This is a genomic window from Mucilaginibacter sp. NFX135 (assembly GCF_048565145.1).
Lineage (GTDB): Bacteria > Bacteroidota > Bacteroidia > Sphingobacteriales > Sphingobacteriaceae > Mucilaginibacter.
This window is the reverse complement of sequence record NZ_CP183412.1, coordinates 2,191,101-2,210,170: the sequence shown is the minus strand read 5'-3', so window position 1 is coordinate 2,210,170 and position 19,070 is coordinate 2,191,101. Positions and strand designations below refer to the sequence as shown.

General features: G+C 43.6%; 16 protein-coding genes. 5 read left to right on the top strand and 11 right to left on the bottom strand.

Annotated features, from left to right (window positions below; genetic code table 11):
* Positions 1 to 70 precede the first annotated feature (70 nt).
* Both ccoS and ACNURT_RS09525 read right to left on the bottom strand, forming a co-directional pair.
* Complete coding sequence (gene ccoS / locus ACNURT_RS09530; protein WP_419701539.1) at positions 71 to 232, bottom strand: cbb3-type cytochrome oxidase assembly protein CcoS; 162 nt, start codon at positions 230 to 232, stop codon at positions 71 to 73.
* The gene (locus tag ACNURT_RS09525) at positions 229 to 2,619 is read right to left on the bottom strand and encodes a heavy metal translocating P-type ATPase (protein ID WP_419701538.1); all 2,391 of its coding nucleotides are present in this window, start codon (positions 2,617 to 2,619) and stop codon (positions 229 to 231) included. The genes ccoS and ACNURT_RS09525 overlap by 4 nt, the downstream gene beginning before the upstream one ends.
* 158 nt (positions 2,620 to 2,777) lie before the next feature.
* Here ACNURT_RS09525 and ACNURT_RS09520 point away from each other — a divergent pair, with 158 nt between their 5' ends.
* Complete coding sequence (locus ACNURT_RS09520) at positions 2,778 to 3,749, top strand: DUF542 domain-containing protein (protein WP_419701537.1); 972 nt, start codon at positions 2,778 to 2,780, stop codon at positions 3,747 to 3,749.
* Between the two features lie 48 nt (positions 3,750 to 3,797).
* A complete protein-coding gene (locus ACNURT_RS09515) occupies positions 3,798 to 5,579 on the top strand; it encodes a hypothetical protein (protein WP_419701536.1) in 1,782 nt (593 codons plus the stop codon).
* A 59-nt stretch (positions 5,580 to 5,638) separates the two neighbouring features.
* Here ACNURT_RS09515 and ACNURT_RS09510 read toward each other — a convergent pair whose 3' ends face one another.
* From ACNURT_RS09510 to ACNURT_RS09495, 4 genes are all read right to left on the bottom strand, one after another.
* Positions 5,639 to 6,484, bottom strand: a complete 846-nt coding sequence (locus ACNURT_RS09510; RefSeq protein ID WP_419701535.1) for a universal stress protein — start codon at positions 6,482 to 6,484, stop codon at positions 5,639 to 5,641.
* A 16-nt stretch (positions 6,485 to 6,500) separates the two neighbouring features.
* Positions 6,501 to 6,920, bottom strand: coding sequence for a hypothetical protein (locus tag ACNURT_RS09505; protein ID WP_419701534.1), 420 nt, complete (start codon positions 6,918 to 6,920; stop codon positions 6,501 to 6,503).
* A 24-nt stretch (positions 6,921 to 6,944) separates the two neighbouring features.
* On the bottom strand, positions 6,945 to 7,808 hold the full coding sequence (locus tag ACNURT_RS09500; protein ID WP_419701533.1) for a universal stress protein: 864 nt from the start codon (positions 7,806 to 7,808) through the stop codon (positions 6,945 to 6,947).
* A gap of 308 nt (positions 7,809 to 8,116) precedes the next feature.
* Positions 8,117 to 8,566: a pyridoxamine 5'-phosphate oxidase family protein gene (locus ACNURT_RS09495; RefSeq protein WP_419701532.1), complete on the bottom strand. Its 450-nt coding sequence runs from the start codon at positions 8,564 to 8,566 to the stop codon at positions 8,117 to 8,119.
* Between the two features lie 341 nt (positions 8,567 to 8,907).
* On the opposite strand from ACNURT_RS09495, the gene ACNURT_RS09490 reads away from it, so the two are divergent.
* The 3 genes from ACNURT_RS09490 (at position 8,908) to ACNURT_RS09480 (ending at position 13,411) form a co-directional block, all read left to right on the top strand.
* Complete coding sequence (locus ACNURT_RS09490) at positions 8,908 to 9,666, top strand: CHAD domain-containing protein (protein WP_419701531.1); 759 nt, start codon at positions 8,908 to 8,910, stop codon at positions 9,664 to 9,666.
* Between the two features lie 261 nt (positions 9,667 to 9,927).
* Positions 9,928 to 10,812 (top strand): universal stress protein, encoded by an 885-nt coding sequence (locus ACNURT_RS09485; RefSeq protein ID WP_419701530.1) that lies wholly within the window; start codon positions 9,928 to 9,930, stop codon positions 10,810 to 10,812.
* 112 nt (positions 10,813 to 10,924) lie between these two features.
* On the top strand, positions 10,925 to 13,411 hold the full coding sequence (locus ACNURT_RS09480) for a cation-translocating P-type ATPase (protein WP_419701529.1): 2,487 nt from the start codon (positions 10,925 to 10,927) through the stop codon (positions 13,409 to 13,411).
* Between the two features lie 103 nt (positions 13,412 to 13,514).
* On the opposite strand, the gene ACNURT_RS09475 is transcribed toward ACNURT_RS09480, so the two are convergent.
* The 5 genes from ACNURT_RS09475 to ACNURT_RS09455 all read right to left on the bottom strand — a co-directional run bounded on the left by ACNURT_RS09475 (position 13,515) and on the right by ACNURT_RS09455 (position 18,866).
* Positions 13,515 to 14,381 (bottom strand): universal stress protein, encoded by an 867-nt coding sequence (locus tag ACNURT_RS09475; protein WP_419701528.1) that lies wholly within the window; start codon positions 14,379 to 14,381, stop codon positions 13,515 to 13,517.
* 268 nt (positions 14,382 to 14,649) lie between these two features.
* Positions 14,650 to 15,951 carry an NRAMP family divalent metal transporter gene (locus tag ACNURT_RS09470; protein WP_419701527.1) on the bottom strand — a complete coding sequence of 434 codons (1,302 nt, stop codon included), beginning with the start codon at positions 15,949 to 15,951 and terminating at the stop codon, positions 14,650 to 14,652.
* A 78-nt stretch (positions 15,952 to 16,029) separates the two neighbouring features.
* Entirely contained in the window at positions 16,030 to 16,764 is a 735-nt protein-coding gene (locus tag ACNURT_RS09465; RefSeq protein WP_419701526.1) for a hypothetical protein, read from the bottom strand.
* Positions 16,765 to 16,941: 177 nt separating this feature from the next.
* Entirely contained in the window at positions 16,942 to 18,192 is a 1,251-nt protein-coding gene (locus ACNURT_RS09460; protein ID WP_419701525.1) for a sensor histidine kinase, read from the bottom strand.
* A complete protein-coding gene (locus ACNURT_RS09455) occupies positions 18,192 to 18,866 on the bottom strand; it encodes a response regulator transcription factor (protein ID WP_419701524.1) in 675 nt (224 codons plus the stop codon). The genes ACNURT_RS09460 and ACNURT_RS09455 overlap by 1 nt, the downstream gene beginning before the upstream one ends.
* Positions 18,867 to 19,070 lie beyond the last annotated feature (204 nt).

Sequence of the window (19,070 nt, the reverse complement as noted above, 5' to 3'; positions counted from 1 at the left end):
TATGGTGGTAAAATTATTAAGGCTTATTGGGTGACCGCATGACGGCGGTGGGTTTAAAAAATGATTGAAATCATTTTTCGTCGGCTTTCGGCTCGTCATCATCCAGCAGGATCCGCATCGATGGTGTATAGAGGTCATCATTTTGTCCACTGCGCTGGGCCCAGAAAAATGCGCAGAGGAAGATCAAGGCAAGCAAGACGCTGCAGCTGATCAGGAAATAGATGATGTTCATAGGAGTTTTCTCCTTTTCGCGGCAAAATGAGTGGCGAGCGTGGTAAATGAGATGATGGTCACGGTGCTTAGCGGCATCAGTACCGCTGCCACCAGAGGTGACAGGCGGCCGGTGACCGCGTAACTCAGACCGACCAGGTTATACATAAGTGAGATCAGGAAAGAGGTATGGATGATGTGAACGGTGTCTTTTGAAAAACGCAGAAATGCAGGCAATTTGTGAAAAGAACGACCGTCAAGAATCGCGTCACTACCTGGCGAAAAATTATTTACATCATCCGTGACTGCTACACCCAGGTCGCTTTGTTTCAAAGCCCCGGAGTCATTCAAACCGTCACCCAGCATCATGACTTTGTGACCCTGCCGCTGGAGCCCTTCAATCCGGTCGAGTTTCTGTTGTGGGGTTTGGCTGAAGTACAGGTGTCCCTCATCAGGAAAGAACCGGAGCAGTTGGTCGTGTTCATGGTCCTGATCGCCGGACAGCAGATAAAGGGAATAGGCAGACTTTAACTGCCCTATCCGTTCCATACCCTCACGATATTCCTGTAAAAAGGTAAAATAGCCCAGATAGCTCCCATCCATCATTAAATGAACCCGGGTCATCAGTTTGGTTTCTTCAAAACAGCCGAAGACAAACTTACCGCTGCCAATGCGCAGCAGATGTCCGTTGATGATGGCCGTAATCCCTTTCCCTGGTAATTCCTGATAATACGTCACGGGAAGTTTTTCCAAAGCGCCGAAGTATTTGCAGATCATACGGCTCAGGGGATGGATCGAATTAACACAGGCGCTGTAGATCAATTGTTGCTGATCCGTCGTCAACGCTCCGGATAAATCGATACGCTTGCCGCGGCCGGTAGTGATCGTGCCCGTTTTATCCATAACCAGCGTGTCGATAAGGGCCATTTGTTCCACCACCGTGGTATTTTTGAGGTAAAAAAGGTTGCGGTCAAAAATGCTTAGCGCAGCCGACATGGTGAATGGGGTACTTAATGCCAACGCACAGGGGCAAGCCACAATGAGCACAGCGGTAAAAGCGTCAATCCCGCGCCTGTAGTTAAACGGCAACCAGGCCAGCAGAGAGCCAACCGCAATAGTGATCAAAACGATCGTAAAATATTTACTGACGGTTTCATTAAAGGTTTTCATGCGGTTATCCTGTCTGCGGGTAAACGCCTCATTATTCCACAGTTGGGTCAGGTAGCTTTGAGATACAGGCTTGACCACTTCCAGTTCAATAGCCTCGCCGGTCTGTCGCCCCCCTGCGTAAATGATCTCACCTAATGTTTTATTGACAGGTACCGATTCCCCGGTTACGAAGCTGAAATCGATCAGGCCCTGTCCCTTCAGCAGGATCGCATCAGCAGGAATGATCTCATTGTGGCGGATCACCATGCGATGCCCGGTTGTCAGGCCGGAAAGCGGTACAGGTTTCTCTCCCCCCTCTTTGACGATTTGAACCGCTACCGGAAAGAAGGAACGGTAGTCCCTTTCAAAGGAAATATGATGATAGGTTTTCTGCTGGACAAATCTTCCGACCAGCAGGAAAAACACCAACCCGCACAAAGTATCCGCAAAGCCCGCCCCCGTATAGGTAATAATTTCTATGGCAGTTCGCAGAAACAGTACGGCAATACCCAGCGCCAGCGGAAAATCGATATTCAGTATCCCATTTTTTAAGTTATGCCAGGCAGAAATAAAGTAACCGCGACCACTAAAAAATACGGCCGGCAAGGTAAACAGGATGTTCAGGTAACCAAAAAAATGCCTGAATGTCTGTTCATAGCCTGAAAGTCCGAAATATTCCGGAAAGCTGAGCAGCATGACATTACCAAAACAAAAACCCGCCACAGCGATCTTTTGTACAAGGTCGCCTTTTTCTGCTTTGTTTTGCTTTTGGATAATATCCTGCAGACTGATCAGGGGTTCATAACCTACGTCATACAGGAGTTCCACCAGTTGCTGCAGGCTGAACTCCCTGGGATCGAACCGTACAATCAGCTGCTTCTTTAGAAAATCCACCCTTGAATAATAGATGGCCGGATTAAAACGGTTCAATTGTTCCAATAACCAAAGACAGGAACTGCAATGGATCTGCGGAATATACAGCGTAATAATCGATAAATGTTCATCCGTGTAATCCAGCAGCTCCGCCAGGATCACCGGATCACTCAGGTAATCAAACCTTTTATCCGATCTTATACGCGTGGTACCAGGGTGGGCATTATAATTATAATAGCTGCAAAGCCCGGCGCCGGACAATATTTCATAGACGCTCTGGCAACCCTGACAGCAGAATTGTTTTTCTTCTATTTTATAGGAGGTGGTCAGGCATTCGTCACCGCAATGATAGCAGCTGGCTTTGACGTGGGTTATAATTTCCGGCATTTTTCCTTCATTTTCTTGCCCAAAAATGAAGGATATCCAATCCCCCTGGAATGATTGGAATTAGTTAAAAAAGTGATTCCCATCACTTTCAGTGATATATGACCTTGATCATTTATTGAACAACCGTCACGGAATAGCTTTGCAGTCAAATTCTTTTGATGGACACACCCGAGATAATAGATATAGCTAACATTACCCCCGGTTTAAAATACCAGGTCATCTTCAAAAAGTTTGATGTCCTAAGACCGAAAAATGCCATGATTGTTACCGATGATCATGAACCATCGCAGCTTTATCCCCCGCTACTGGCCAGGCACGGCGCGGCGGCTTTTCAATGGAAGATGCTTGAAAATGGCCCGGCCATCTGGAGCGTAGAAATTATAAAAAATGAGATAAGCTACCAGGAAGAAACGTTAGGAAAGATCATTTCAGAAGATTACCGTAAAGCTCATGTGCTCAGAAGCTTGAATATCGATTTTAGTTTCGCTGGATATAAAACGCTCCGACAAGCCTGTGGAGAAAATGGACTACCCTATGAAAAGGTTTTTTCGCAATTGGCCAAAATAAACGCCATTGTACCTGAAAAAGAAACAAACTACATCAGCTGGGACATTGCTTTTCTGATCAATTATATCATCGAGTTTCATCATCGTTTTATCAATACACAAACCAGGTTCATTACCGAGCTGGCGCATAAAGTCGCTGAATCTGACCGGGTGCGCCATCCCGAAATTAAGCAGATCGCAGATCTATTTTCCAGCACCGGCAGACTACTCGAGTTGAAAAGTGCCCATGAACAAGCCATGCTGTTTCCTTATATAATCCAGTTAAATACAGCTTGTAAAACCGAGGTAAAAATAAGCGCTGCTGATTTTGGGCCAATAGCCAGCTTGTTATACCCGCTACAGGCTGACAGCGCAAAAGTGGCAGAAAATCTAAAGCAAATAAGGTTGTTAACCAACGGTTATATTGCCCCTGCCTATACGTCCAGTACCTGCCCGATATTGTACAAGTTGCTGGCTGAGTATGAAGCTGATGCTGTTCTTCATTTCCACCTGAAAAATAATATCCTGTTTCCGAAAGCCCAGGAAATGGAGGATCTGTTGTGGGGAAAACAAATGATTTATTAATAAACCGAATATTTAAAATTTAATAAAAGCAAGTTAATTTATATCACCATGAGCCATACGTTTCATATCCCTGTTTTAGGATTAGGTTATTCTATTGATACACCTTTAAAAATTGCCCGTTACGGCATATCCTCTACCTTGTCTATTGTCGACGATGAACTGATCGAAAGAATGCGCCAATATCATACCCGGCTCGCCGGTGAAACATTTACCCCTATTTTAAAAAAAGAGGATGATGCAAGAGCCAGGAGAATCACAGCTTACCTGAACCTGGTTGACCGTCTGATTAACAGACAGTTCGAAGAATTGAAAGCTTTACCATTTGAAACAGGGAACGATCTATGTCGTTATTTTGAGTTGCTTCCCGAATATTCGCGTTTAAGACAGGGTTATGATCTGATGTTGGAACTCCAGGATAATTGGCAAAAAAAACACCTTCAGGGATTACTCAAACAGGAAATGAAACCGGGCGCCATTGATGTCAATATCATGTCTAAAGTCGACAAAATGAATTATGCTGCAAACGGAGATTCCAGTGGTGACCTGAATACAGATGCATTAGCTGCCCTTCGCGGCTTTGCCATCAGCAACCTGCAATCTTCAGTGATCCTGTCCGCAGGCATGAACCCGCGGTTATACAGTTACCTGGAAACTTTTGCGGATTTTTATCCTGACGAAAACGGACTACTCCATAAAAAGGTTATCTTGAAGGTGAGTGATTTTCGTTCCGCATTTATCCAGGCCAGATTTTTGGCTAAAAAAGGGATTTGGATATCCGAGTTCCGGGTGGAATCCGGGCTTAATTGCGGCGGCCATGCATTTGCGACGGAAGGATACCTGCTTGGACCTATCCTGGAAGAATTCAGGCAGAAGCGACAGGAAATGGCAGAAGAGCTTTTTAAGAGTTACCAAAACGCACTGTTGGAAAAAGGGATTACCTGTGCTGAAGCCCCTATACAACGGCTGAGTGTTCAGGGCGGGATCGGCACAGCTTTAGAAAACGATTTTCTGCTTGACCATTACGAATTGGACGCGACCGGCTGGGGCAGCCCTTTTTTACTGGTCCCGGAAGTCACGAATGTGGACAAAGAAACCCTGGAGCAACTGGAACAGGCGGAGGAAGAAGATTATTATCTAAGTGGCGCGTCTCCTCTTGGCATTTTGTTCAATAATTTTGGAAAGAGTACGTCTGAAATACTCCGCCAAAAGCGCCTTGACAATAATCGGCCAGGCAGCCCATGTACCAAAAAATATTTATGCACAAACACAGAATTCACTGAAAAGCCCATCTGCACTGCTTCCCGGAAATATCAGCAGCTAAAAATAGCACAACTACGTACCCAGGATCTTCCAAAGCCGGAGTATGAACAACAATACCAATCCGTAGTTGAAAAAATATGCCTTTGCGAAGGACTTTGTGCTTCCGCGTATATCAAGTATGATATGCTGAAACCCAGGGAAAACAACGCGGTTGCCATCTGCCCCGGCCCTAACCTGGCCTATTTCTCCAGAACTTATACGCTGGAAGAAATGATCAGGCATATTTATGGTACAGTGGACCTGTTGGATAAGGTCAGGAGGCCTCATATGTTTATCAAGGAGTTGAACCTGTATATCGACTACCTGCAGCGTGACCTCCAATCTCAATTAAAGGAGTTGAGCGATAAGAAGAAGAAACAACTGACCAAGTTCAAGCTGCAGTTACAGGATGGTATCGACTATTATAAAACGCTTTTCACTGAGTCCGCCAGCCAAACGAACCTCTTTTTCCTGGATTGGATCAGGGAGCTAACCCATTCAGAAGCGAAATTAAGCGGGATAGCGATATGAGCTAAAAGACGAAGGGGCGGTACTTCAGGTAAAGCCCCTTTGATATATCTTTTTGTGTTTCAGGGTCGCTTAGGAAGAATGATCACCGGGATCGCAATATGATAGGTCACCTGGCTATGCTGCCCTCTTTTAAAAAACCTGGTCATTTGTTCTCCCGGTTGCTGGACAACAGCGAGCAGATCCGTTTTCTTATTGGCATTCAACCAGCCCCAATCTTTTTGCACTCCCATATCGGGAATACTGCGAAAATAAAACCCGCCGCAATTCAGTTTTTGATATAAATCACGGTTAAGTTGCTCTTCATCCTTTTGCACCCAAACGTCCGAAGGATCCTCATTCAGGTGGGCAATCATGAGTTCCGCAGCGAAACCTTCTATCAGTTCACCCAATTCGGCAACAGAATGAATATCCTCCTCGTGGAGTTGCGACGCAAAAGCAATCTTTTCAAAATTTTTGATTACCGCGTTTTCAGGTATGACAAGCACCGGAACAGCGGCCCAATCGATGATCCGGGTACAGACATCGCTGAGTATGTAAGTTGCCAGGTCGTCCGCTCCGGGTGGGAAAGTAACGATCATATTTACCTCTTCATTTTTCATGATGGCGGTCATGATGTCCACCAGTTCAGGGCCTACATCCTGGAACGTCAATCCGGGTAAATAAGCACCCGGAAATGACTTGTTTTGCAGGTCAAGTTCCATACACCGGGTAAAATCTGCCAGCTCATTGCAGGAGTTGATTAAATATGGCGGTCCATCGGCTGTTACCAGCCGCCGGTTTGCAGGAACAGTATTCATGCTGAACAATAATACTTTTGCCTTCATTTTTTTTGCCATATGCAAAGTAAAACGTGTGGCGTGGACAGATCTTTCTGAAAAATCAGTCAGTACAGCGATCGTATTCATATCAATGGATGGAAGTTTACCTCGTTTGTAATGTTTTGTCCGTGGTCATGATCGCTTCCGTGTGTCTGAACAGCTCTTTCTTAGTCGCTTTAACCGCAGCAAATAAAAGCCGTAATTCAGTTTCCAGTTTATTGTATTTTTCAAGAAAACCAAGATCCATACCTTTTTTCTGGTCGCTGATAAACGGCTTTAGAAAATGAAGAAACTCCGGAATCTTTATCTTAAGGAAATTCACATGCTTTTCCTGCTCCTGAACTTTTGTTGTAAAGTCCACCACTGTTGATGACATTCCAGGCTCCCGGTATTCGCTTAGAATATGGTTAAAAAACCGCAATTCATCCTCCAAAAAAGAAATGTCTTGCAGCCAGTGCTCGCTTAGAATATACAGCTCCTGTAGTTCATACTCCAGTTGGCTATCGGTTGGTGCTGTGTTCATAATAATATTTAATAAGTGTTGAATTTAAACAAATAGAGTATCGGGAAAAATCAGCAAGGGGATCTGTATATGTCCAGCCATTTTCTGAGTATGGCTGCCTTTTAACAAGCCGGTAAAAAAGCCGTGTGTATGATGTACCATTGCCAGCATTTCAATATCGCCGTGTTCGATCAGCCAATCCAGACCTGCTACCACACGGCTATCCTTAATCAGCTGATAATCGATTTTCGGGTAACTTGCTTTCTCTGTCAGTTCCTTTAATATTTGAGTAAGGTAATGCTGAGGCGTGTTTTGATCTTCATTATTCACATGTATCAACAAAATGCCGGCATTCAACCGTTCGGCTATCGTAACCAGTTTACGAATGCAATTCAAATCCTGCCGCATATCACTAAAATCAGTGGCAAACGCTATTTTTTTGACTTTTTTAAAATGAGTTCCAGCCGGAACCAGCAACAAGGGAATTTTACTGGTGTCAATTACCCCCCGGACATGATTACCGATCATCCATTGACCTAAACCCTCATGCTGATGAGAACCGACAACCGTTAAACCAGGGGACTGAAGATCAACAGCATGGTTAACAACATCACATACAGTACCCGACTCAATGAAACAGGTAATTGTCGGTTTAAATGCATCTTTTGGTTGATTACCAGAAAGCAAGGTCTCTTTGAGATGACTTAATTCCTTTGTACTGTCTTCCATTAAATCATCATAAACATCCACTGGCCAGGCTACAATCCCTGCCTGAGGGATCTCTGCCGGAATGATCATGGCATTGCATAGCGTCACATCGGTTCTTAGTTGTTTGGCAAGCTCAAACCCAAAGCGGGCTACCTGTTTTGAACCGTCCGAAAAATCAGTGGTAATTACTATTGCTCTCATGACTTTACACTTCTAATTTGTGATGTAAAGCTGGCCAATAGCACGCAGTAAAAAACTGACAATGGTCATATATTATGGTGATCCTACATCAGAAAAGTGGTGATGCTGATATTAGGGTCTTTATTAAAAACCAGGCTCATCATGAAAAGCAGCCGTTCGCTGCGTTTTTGCCGTATTGAAAAACAATATCCCGAAGTAAGGATAAGCGCGGTAAATAAATTCCGAAACATTCGGCTTTGCCCCCGCATTTGTTAGTACAGAGCGGCAAATGCAATAAGCAGACCGGCCCCGTTAACTAAATATAAGATTCAATACTCATATCGCCCGCTCTTTTCTGTCAAGGTTATTTTATAAACAATTAGTTCCACCTTTATACCCACATCACTTTCCTTCTCTGTGATACCATGAGACGGGTGATCAGGTGCATTTTCAGCCAGCGGCATGATCCGGTGGATAATGGACTGCATCGCCTGCTGCTTTTCATCTATATCAGTTATTTCTTTAAACCGTCCCCAGGCGATCACACTTTTCCAGCGGAATATACTTTGGATATCATCAACCTCAAAGCACACTTCAGGATTCTTGCGCATCATGTCAATTTTCTTTCCCTGGGCGGCATGGCCGTATATATGTACACCGTCGTACACGTAGTTAATCGGGACGATATAAAGACGACTATCCGCGTAACAGGCGATACGACCGGTGACCTGTTGCCTTAACAAGTCCTCTGTTTCCTTTGTTGTCAATTTACCTAACATTTTTTGCCTATTAATGATTATAGTTAAAAGCCTGACGGGTTAAAAAAGTGGAAGATCACCAAAAGAATGAGCAGCAGTAATTCGACCAACAGAAATAGTACATAAGGATTTATCCTTCCTGTCCCCTTCTTTCTTATTTTTACTATATGGTTCATCCGGTGGTTCTTTAGTATCCCGTAAACGCTCATTACAAAGATTATGAAAGAAGCCTCGCCATAAAATGATAATCATCACTTCAATAGGTGACCTGAGCGGGAGACCAGGATGATCATAGTCATAGGAGGACCCTTACCCGTTCGTTAGTTTTATAAAATAATCTTATAGAAATTTGGTCTCGCCACATGAAAAAGAAGAACGGTATTAAATATTTCAAAGAGGAATGGAAGAGGATGAAGGCATATCTTAAATCCTACTTAAAGAAAGGGCAACAGGAAGATTTGCATCGGTTCCGGGTACAGGTAAAAAAGCTAAGGGCTTTCTTCACCTTATCCGATACCCTGTCTCCTCATTCCAATATGAACAAAAAGTTCAAGCTGGTAAAGAAAATCTTTAAAGAAGCCGGCAAGTTGCGAAACACCTATATCAAACATAAATTAGCTGACAGACCAGAGCCCAATACAAGAACATCTCCGGATTTGCCGATAGCAAAGGCAAGCAGAAAATTCAGGTTGAAAGTCCTCAAATATTTAAAAAAGACCCAAAGTGTACATGGAGTACTTAAAAAGAATATAAAATCCATCAAAAACTCGTCTGTCCATCAATTTTACGAAGACCAGCTTCAACAAATTGCAGGTGCATTAGCGCCGCTTCAGTTCAACGAAAAATTACATGAGTGCCGGAAACGGATTAAAGTTCTGCTCTACAATTATCAACTTGTTCAAGCAACGCTTGGCATAACACTGAATGAAGATTACCTGAAACAGCTACAGGAAGCAATCGGCAACTGGCACGATTACTTATTGTCCCCAACTCGTCTGTCAGGAGATCATACAACAGATACCACCGTAAATGTTATGAATAAGCAACAACAGAAACTTAAAGAGGATATCATCAGCCTCACCCATGATTTTTATTATCGGGCAACTACTGCAGGGATGTGAAACTAAGTTTTGGGATTTCTTTATCTGTTTCCGTAACTCAATTGATTTTTTGATCGGTCCACCAAAATTGCAGTCTCCTGTGATCTTAAAAAATCATATGCTCAGCTCATTGTCTGATGCTGATTGAAACAGCGTGAATAATAGGCCAAACCGGCATCAAAGGTTTGTGTCCGATATCATTTATTCAGGTGACCAGGGGCACGTATGGGTAAGGAGGAAAAAGCAAACTTTGTACAGGATAAAACTTTAAAACCACCCTATATGAAAACGATATTAGTTCCCACCGATTTTTCCGCGCCTGCAAGCAATGCCGCATGCTACGCCCTGCATCTGGCTAAAAGCATGAAAACCGGCATCCGGTTATGCAGCGCGATTACAGTGCCTGCAGAGGCCCCGATGGCACCACAGGTTGCATGGCCGCTGGAAGATTACACCTCTATAAAAAGTTTTGTAACAGAGCAATTGGAACTGTCTGTCGAAAAGCTCGAGCAAAAACTGGAAGAACAAGTGGAGGGTCTGTCTCCAGGTTATCAACCTGCCATTGGTTACAGCAGTGAAGTTGGCTCGGTAACCGAGGTGATCAGAAATACAATGGATGAACAGAAAATGTCGCTGGTTGTAATGGGTATGTCGGGAGCAGGCGGCTTCAGTCGTTTTTTTCTGGGCAGTAATAGCCGTGACATGATTGAAAAAGCCACGTTCCCAATTTTGCTTATTCCGGGAGATTTTATTTACCAACCTATAAAAAAGATCGCCTTTGCCACCGATTTGAGCAAGGGGGATATTGAAGTGATTCATTCCCTGGCCGGCATGGCGCGCTATTTTAACGCGGAGATTCTCGTTAATCATATTACTGACGAAAAATATGAAAAACATGCGGAACAACGTGAGATCGACGATTTCCTGGCTGAAGTGTCGGATAAGGTCAATTATCCAAAAATCTATTACCGCCATGTCAAGAGTATCGATGTGGATCTCGGCCTGAACTGGCTTTATGAACACAGCCAGATTGATATGTTGGCTATGGTCCATCGTCCTCGTCACTTCCTTTCGAAACTGATCGGCGGCAGTCATACGCAGCGGCTGGCTAAACATATTACCATTCCATTACTGGTATTCCCGCCCGATTGCTGCACGCCTATTTAAAACATGTGCATAGCAAACAAGTCACATCAATACTTAAAAATAAATGATGGAAGCTACTCCAATTACTCTCCGTCTCGAATCTCCAACTGCAAAAATAGTCGGCATAAAGGGATTGAATGATGCACAGGTAATCGAAGCCCGAAAACAATTCGGTCTTAACCAGTTGGTTCATAAAAAGGAGAATCGCTTTTTTGATGCGGTCAAAAGCCTGTTCAAAGAGCCTATGGTCATGTTGCTGCTGGCCACCTCAGGAATTTATTTTGTCACTGGCAATACCGGGGATGGTTTTTTCCTCGCTTTTGCGATTATATTAGTTTCTGCTATTTCCCTGTATCAGGACTCCCGGAGTCGCAATGCCATGGAACAACTCAGGCACTACACACAAACCGGCTGCGATGTTATCCGGAATAGTAAAACAGTACGTATAAGGTCCGAGGAACTGGTCGTAGGTGACAGCCTGGTTATCGAAGAGGGGGCGGCTATTATGGCCGATGCTGTAATTGTTCAAGCCAATGATTTCTCGGTGAATGAATCCATTCTCACCGGGGAATCGCTACCCGTTTATAAAGATCCGGAACAAAGTGACCACTTTATTTACCAGGGAACAACGGTCGCCAGCGGACTTGCGATTGCTACGGTAACAGCTATTGCCCATGAAACAAGGCTGGGAAAAATTGGTAAAAGTCTGGAAACCATACCCGAGGAGCAGACGCCGCTCGAGCTGCAGATCGGTAGCTTTGTCAGGAAGATGGTGATCGCCGGCGCCATCATATTCCTGATTGTCTGGGCGATCAATTATTACCGTTCGGCTCTCATTTTGGATAGCCTGTTGAAAGGGCTTACGCTGGCAATGAGTATTTTACCGGAAGAAATACCAGTGGCATTTACCACCTTTATGGCCATCGGCGCCTGGCGTCTGATGAAGATGGGGGTGGTGGTCAAACAAATGAAAACGGTGGAGACCCTCGGCAGCGCAACGGTGATCTGTACAGACAAAACGGGAACGATCACCGAGAACAGGATGAGCCTGGCCGGTGTCTTCGCCTTGCGATCAAATCGGGTTGCTAAGGATGTAGCTTTGTTTGATCCAAATGAACAGGATTTGATCAGAATGGCCATGTGGGCCAGTGAGCCTATGCCCTTTGACCCGATGGAGATTGCCCTGCATCATGCTTATACGCAACTATTTGCGACTGATGAAAGGCCATTTTACCACATGATCCATGAATATCCGCTGGGCGGCAAACCTCCTATGATGACTCATATTTTCGCTGATGGTTCGGGGCGCCGGATCATTGCCGCCAAAGGAGCGCCGGAAGCCATCATCCATGTAAGCGTGTTGAGCGAAGAGGAGCACCAGCGTACCCTGGCTGCCATTGCCACGTTTGCTAATGACGGATACCGGGTTTTAGGCGTTGCAGAGGCCATCTTCGGAAAAGAGGAGTACCCAACCAACCAGCAGGAATTCAGATTTACATTTAAAGGGATCGTTGCTTTTTACGATCCCCCAAAAGCAAATATTACAGATGTGCTAAAAGCATTCTATCAAGCGGGTTTAGCGGTTAAAATCATTACCGGTGACAATGCGGCGACAACTGCATCCATCGCCGGAAAGATCGGATTCAAGGGATATGATAAATGTATCGATGGTGCGGCCCTAATGATACAGAGCGATGAAGAAATACAGAAAACCGCTCTCAACACCAACATATTTACGCGAATGTTCCCAGAGGCGAAACTGAGGGTCGTTCAGGCTTTGAAAACTAACAACCAGATTGTGGCCATGACCGGAGATGGCGTAAATGACGGGCCCGCATTAAAAGCGGCACATATTGGCATTGCAATGGGCAAAAAAGGAACAGAGATTGCCAAACAAGCCGCCTCCCTGGTCCTTGCCGATGATGACCTGTCAAAAATGACAAATGCGATAGCCATGGGCAGAAGGATATACGCTAATCTTAAAAAGGCCATCCAGTATATTATTTCCATCCATATCCCTATTATCCTTACTGTATTTATTCCATTGTTCCTCGGCTGGATATATCCCAATATCTTTTCACCAGTACATATCATTTTTCTCGAGCTGATCATGGGGCCCACCTGTTCCATCGTTTATGAAAATGAGCCTATGGAAAAGAATACCATGATGCAGCAACCCAGGGCATTTACCCAAACCTTTTTTAACGGAAAGGAACTCCTGACAAGTGTCATTCAGGGACTGGTTATCACGGCGGGTACCTTAAGTATTTACCTGTTTGCCGTATCCCGGCATTTCAATGAAACCACTACGCGTACTATGGTATTCAGTACCATGATCGTCGCCAATATTCTGCTGACTTTGGTAAACCGTTCTTTTTATTATTCACTGTTAACTACCATTAAGTACAGGAATAACCTCGTGCCCGTTGTGCTCGGCATCACGATCATAGTTTCCGGATCATTGTTCTATATCCATCCTTTGTCAACTTTTTTTGGATTTGAACCCTTAAGCCTTGCCCGGCTGTCGCTTAGTTCTGGAGTGGGCATACTATCGGTAATCTGGGTTGAGCTATTGAAACTTGGCAAAAGAGCTGTTCTTGCTTCAAAGGCAAATCAATAATTAAATGATGAAGATCAAGACGGAGTATGACAGATTAAATCATGATCCATAAAAAAGCCGCAGAAGCTAAGTTGTCCACGGCCTTCCAAGATATTTTGATAGTTTACCTGTCTTTCATACCAGCAGGGATCACCATCATCGGTATCTGCTGGTGTTTTAACTGCTCACTGGTATGACTGCCTTTAAATACGCGGTTTAAAAAACTATGTTGGTCATGTACCAGGACAAGCAGGTCTGACCTATTCTCTTCACAATGTCGGTTCAGGCGGGCGGGCAATTCCTTGCCTGAGATGTTCTGATACGATATATCAGGATACCGGTATCTTTTCACCCGGTTGGAAAACTTATTTCTCATTTCTATTTCGCGGGTGTCATCATGGCCCCAAAGGGATACATGAAGAATTTCCAGGTGAAAATTAAAAAGGCGGCCGAGTTTGGTGAGATAATGTACAGCATGCAGGTCGCCTTCGTCAAAGTCACAGGCAATGGTGACCTTCTTTATCTCCCTTAGATCCGCACTTTCAGGAACAATCAAAATCGGCCTGTTTGTCTCATTGATTACCATGTTGGTATCACTGCCGATCAATAAATGTTCCATGGTTGTTCCAGACCGGGCTCCCATAACAATAAGTTCGATATCTCTTCTTTCCAGCAAGAACTCCAGTTGATACTGCAGGCTTCCCTCCTCCCGCTGGCAACTAATGCTTGGCCGGTGTGCTCCATGCGGGACTTCCGCACAAAGTTTCTCCAGGTTCTCCTTCAGATAAATAATTTTCCTCTTGCTTTCGTCCACCCAGATCATCCGCTCCACGGCATAAGGTGCCCCGCCAAACTCGGACAGAACGGGCTGACTGATAAAAGTATTGAACAATAAAATATTTGCATTCAATTTAGCGCACAGCGGAACAGCTACGGCAGCGGCATGATCCGCGTTATCCGTATGGTCGGTTAGCACCAGAATCTTTTTCATGATCAAAATGTATTAAACGTTAAATTTGTGTTTTTCCTCATAGCTGAGGTACCTATAACAAAAATGATCAATCGTCTATCCACAGTCCATGACTGGTATCACCCTGAAAACTGATTTACGGCACTTTTGGCATGAATAATTCAGGGCTGGGATCTCGACAACAATAAAATCGGTAACCCCGGCACCCGCTGCATAAGCGTGGAAAAACTAAGTTTTCTCCAAAGAAGAGGCGCACGAAGAAGCAATTTTTGGCACGCAGGATTCCCGGTTATCTAAATATGGTATAAAACATCGCGATTGCTGCCGCGCCCATAGCGAAAAAGGTAAACCAAAGCAGTGTATTGGATAGATGGCCGTTTGTATAGTTACCCATGATCGTTTTATTGCTTGAAATTCTGACAACTAAAAATAATAAAGGCACAGCGGCAACTCCGTTTAATACGGCAGCATAAACCAATGCCTTCACTGGGTCAATCCCAATAAAATTGATCAGCATGCCGATGAGCGTAGCTATACAAATGACCAGGTAAAATGCTTTGGCACGGTTCCATTTAAGATTCAGACCAGATTTCCAGGCAAAAGCCTCACAGACAGCATATGCCGCGGAGCCCGACAAAACAGGTACCGCCAACAGACCCAAACCAATGATCCCGACAGAAAAAATCAGTTTAGCCAGGAATCCGGCATGGGGGAAGCTATGCACCAGTGGCTCCAACGCCTTAGCGGCATCGGCAGCCGTCTTTACATCCGTGATACCGCTTTGATGCAGGACTGTTGCACCAACAACAATAATGCTCCAGGTAGCAAACTCAGAAAACAACATCCCTGAACCGTTATCAATGCGCATATTCCGGATAGCAGCATTACTGATCAGCGGCTTTCCATCGACCAGTTTGTTGTGTTCCTTTTCCTCCTCCACTTCTTGCGACGCCTCCCAAAAGAACATATAGGGTGATATCGTTGTCCCTAAAACTCCGGTAATGATGAAGAGAAAACTAAATGTAAATTCAAAATGAGGAATAAACGTCGCTTTCATAACCGTAGCCCAGGGCTGGTGTACAATGAACAGAGTTATAGGATAAGCCAGTAAAGCCAGCGCAAGCCATTTCAATATCCTCGAATACGTATGGTAATTGGTAAAAATCTCTAATAAAAGAATAATGATCGTAAAAAACAAGGTCAGTACCACAAAAGGGAGCGGCACTAACAGCCGTGCGGCCGATGCCATCGCACCAATATCGGCGCCGATATTGATCACATTGGCAACAAGTACCAAAGTCACAACCCCGTATAACACCGTTTTATTATAATGTAATTTAACAACAGAGGCAATGCCTCTGCCTGTTACCATCCCGATGCGCGCGCAGGCCTCCTGAACCGCAATCATAAATGGGAGCATATACAGGGCGGTCCACAATTGCCCATAGCCAAACTGCGCACCAGTTTGAGAATAGGTAGCTATACCAGAAGGATCGTCATCGGCTGCACCCGTTGTCAAACCAGGTCCTAAAATCCTTAGAAACCGGATCAGTTTATTTTTAGGTCGTTTGATGATCGGCTTTAGGTTCATTCCGCTTTATTAGTTTTCTGTAAAAATAAAGTATAAGTGTTCATCAAATGGTGACAATTATCATATAATAGTATGCCGTCACTCAAACCGCCTACCCACGATAATTTTAACGATGGCCTTATCCGCATTTTGTGTAAAACCATAACCTACCCCACCATTAAACTCCCATTTAGGGTCAAAATTCAAATCTGTTGCTATGAATAACTGATGATCCTGTTGTTTAAAGGCATCATAGTGAAAGAAAGGGCCCGTACTCCCATAATATTCCAATCCAAGGGCAACAATTTTGGTTACGTCATAACTACCTTTAACATTTGGCGAAAAAGTAAATCCTCTACGCTCATCAGGGCCTTTGAAGCTTTTCTCCAGTGTTGGGTTAACAGAAATATATAATTTATTCCATTTTTTATCTACTATAGGTCTTATTTCTAACGTGCTGGTATTTGCCGAAAATGCACTTTTCTGAAAGCCAAATTCGGTTGAAATACTAACCCCTACCGGCCAGTTCCAACGCTGCGGTGCGGCGACTCTTGGTCTGATATGTGAGCCAACATAGGCCGTGCGTCCGGCATCTCCCACAGAATTAAAGAAATAGAAACCTGTTTCGAACCAGGTAGTCCAGCCATGGGTTATCTCAATCGTTTCATGTTCTACATGGTTTGTTGGAAGCTCGTCATTGGTGATATTTTTACTTCCATTCAGGGTAAAATTACTGTGCAGCTCCAACATTGTTCTACCCTTTTCAACTGTTTCAGAACCATAAACCTGGATTTCGTAATTGTCCTGTGCTTTAAGTTTCAGGATAGGAAACATAAGGATTAGCAAGCATAGATATTTCATTAGTATTCAGCTTTAAAACGCATGTAAAATCACATTCGCCTTAAAACTATTCCCGCAATCTGAAGCAAAATTGTAGTTGGATGGCAGATCTTAATTGTATTAAAAAATTGACAAAACAGGGACTTTTAATCTTGGATTATCTAAGGTTCCTCAGAACTTGAGGATAAAAGTGTGCCACCCTGAATCATACGCATAGTGAATACCGTAACCATAATGTTGGCAGATATTTTTAACCAGCGTTAACCCAAGGCCAGTCCCCTGCGATTCCTTCCCTTTTTGAAAACGCTCGAAAATCAACTGCTCATTTAATGACTGATTCGTTCCGGTATTTTTAATGAGTAATTGCTCTTCGTTCAATTCAATAATAATTAGGCCGCCAGGGTTATTATGCCTTATCGCATTACTAAAGAGATTATTTAATAAGATATCGATCAGATATTTACTTACCAGCATCTGTTTGGGTTGTAAGTTATGCTCAAACGAAAGGGCTTTAGTTTGCATCAGTTCCTGAAACTGCAGCATTTTTTCGGGCAGCAAAACCTCCAGATTAATTGACTCGTTATCGGTAATCAATTTATTTTCCAGTTTAGCCAGCAATAATAACGATTGGTTAAGTCGGGTGGATTTATTGATCGAGCCGTAAATGTCCGCGATCTGCTCCAATTGCCCGGCACTTAATGTTTCATCCTGGATCAGGGTATCCAGCTTGGTGGTCACTACAGCCAAAGGGGTCATCATTTCGTGAGAGGCATTCTCGGTAAATTGCTTCAGGTTCAGGTAATCATAGGTTACCCTTAACGACATTTCTCTAATAGCTTCGTTGAGTTCAGTGAATTCATCCACCTTACTTGGTTTTCCTTTAAACTGGTCAACATCCGCTATATTGAATTGCTTGATCTCTTTTAATGTAAGTTGAAATGGTTTCCAAAGGCCGTTCAGCATATACTTATTGATGATAAATAGCACCAATAACAGGCCAGCAAGCAACACCAATGTAATGATGGTAATAACTTCTATGAGATATTTTTGCCCTGCTCTGGAAATGGTGATAACGACTTTGTAATTCGTGTCCTTTAATTTGACCAGGTCTTCAACGGCACGTCCTGCTTCTTTCCGCTGCTCTTTCGGGTTGAAATAAGTGGTATCAAAAAAACGCTTCTTCAGTTCCTGTTTATTGGTTCTGGTAAATACGGCATGATCCCGGTCAAGATCATACTGTTGCGGGCCCCGGTTACTGCTCCTCACATACTCTTCTGCTTCTATCAACTGCTGCTGAAGTCCCTGATCCAGTTGTTGCTGGGCAATGTAATTAATAGCAAAATAATAAATGGCGGCACCCGCTAATAAGACAGACAAGGTTATATAAATACTTGTCCTGGTATAATGTGCCGATAATTTCATTAACCTATAAATTTATAACCAATCCCATAAATGGAAGTTAAATAGTCCTTACCACCTGCATCCAATAACTTCCTACGCAGATTTTTGACATGCGTATAAATAAAATCAAAGTTATCATGCATATCCATCTCATCGCCCCATAAGTGCTCAGCAATAGCATTTTTTGAAATAACCTTTCCCTTATTGGCAATAAAATACAATAACATGTCATATTCCTTCCTGGTGAGGATAATAGCGATTCCATTAACTTCAACCGTCCGGCCCTGTACATCGATGGCAATCTCGTTAAATATTAACTTATTATTGGTATTTAAGGCCTTTCGGCGATAAACTGCCATCAGACGGGCTTTGAGTTCTGCTAAATGAAAGGGTTTGGTCAGGTAGTCGTCGGCTCCAACATCCAGTCCCTTTAATTTATCTTCCAGGGAGTTCCGGGCAGAGATGATCAATACCCCTTCGTTCTTCTGGCTGGTCCGAAGGTATTCCAGTACGTCGAGCCCTTCTCCGTCAGGCAGTCCGATATCCAGCAAAACACAATCATAGTCATAGTCTGATAATTTCTGCAGGGCCGGATTTAGTGCGCCACAGCTCTCGCAGATGTTACCATCTACATTCAAATAGTTTGTGATGTTTTCACGTAAACTTTGCTCGTCTTCTATTACCAGGATTTTCAAATCTGCTTTTATTCAAATATAAAACTCAAAATTGAAGAGAACTTGAAGTAAATGCATTCTGTTAATTTATTAATGGGTAACCATGATGCAACTACAGATTTACTTCATATTTATTCCGTAATTTACAAACAATTGATCATGACTAACTTATCAAATCTGATTAACCTCAAAACAATATTGGACGCCTGTACTTATTAAACTCGC

Bases quoted from the DNA above. Each gene is read 5' to 3' on its own strand.
- ACNURT_RS09500 (WP_419701533.1), bottom strand. From the start codon at position 7,808: ATGAGAGCAATAGTAATTACCACTGATTTTTCGGACGGTTCAAAACAG.
- ACNURT_RS09475 (WP_419701528.1), bottom strand. From the start codon at position 14,381: ATGAAAAAGATTCTGGTGCTAACCGACCATACGGATAACGCGGATCAT.
- ACNURT_RS09465 (WP_419701526.1), bottom strand. From the start codon at position 16,764: ATGTTTCCTATCCTGAAACTTAAAGCACAGGACAATTACGAAATCCAG.
- ACNURT_RS09525 (WP_419701538.1), bottom strand. From the start codon at position 2,619: ATGCCGGAAATTATAACCCACGTCAAAGCCAGCTGCTATCATTGCGGT.
- ACNURT_RS09460 (WP_419701525.1), bottom strand. From the start codon at position 18,192: ATGAAATTATCGGCACATTATACCAGGACAAGTATTTATATAACCTTG.
- ACNURT_RS09490 (WP_419701531.1), top strand. From the start codon at position 8,908: ATGAAAAAGAAGAACGGTATTAAATATTTCAAAGAGGAATGGAAGAGG.
- ACNURT_RS09520 (WP_419701537.1), top strand. From the start codon at position 2,778: ATGGACACACCCGAGATAATAGATATAGCTAACATTACCCCCGGTTTA.
- ACNURT_RS09505 (WP_419701534.1), bottom strand. From the start codon at position 6,920: ATGAACACAGCACCAACCGATAGCCAACTGGAGTATGAACTACAGGAG.
- ACNURT_RS09510 (WP_419701535.1), bottom strand. From the start codon at position 6,484: ATGAATACGATCGCTGTACTGACTGATTTTTCAGAAAGATCTGTCCAC.
- ACNURT_RS09470 (WP_419701527.1), bottom strand. From the start codon at position 15,951: ATGAACCTAAAGCCGATCATCAAACGACCTAAAAATAAACTGATCCGG.
- ACNURT_RS09485 (WP_419701530.1), top strand. From the start codon at position 9,928: ATGAAAACGATATTAGTTCCCACCGATTTTTCCGCGCCTGCAAGCAAT.
- ACNURT_RS09515 (WP_419701536.1), top strand. From the start codon at position 3,798: ATGAGCCATACGTTTCATATCCCTGTTTTAGGATTAGGTTATTCTATT.
- ACNURT_RS09495 (WP_419701532.1), bottom strand. From the start codon at position 8,566: ATGTTAGGTAAATTGACAACAAAGGAAACAGAGGACTTGTTAAGGCAA.
- ccoS (WP_419701539.1), bottom strand. From the start codon at position 232: ATGAACATCATCTATTTCCTGATCAGCTGCAGCGTCTTGCTTGCCTTG.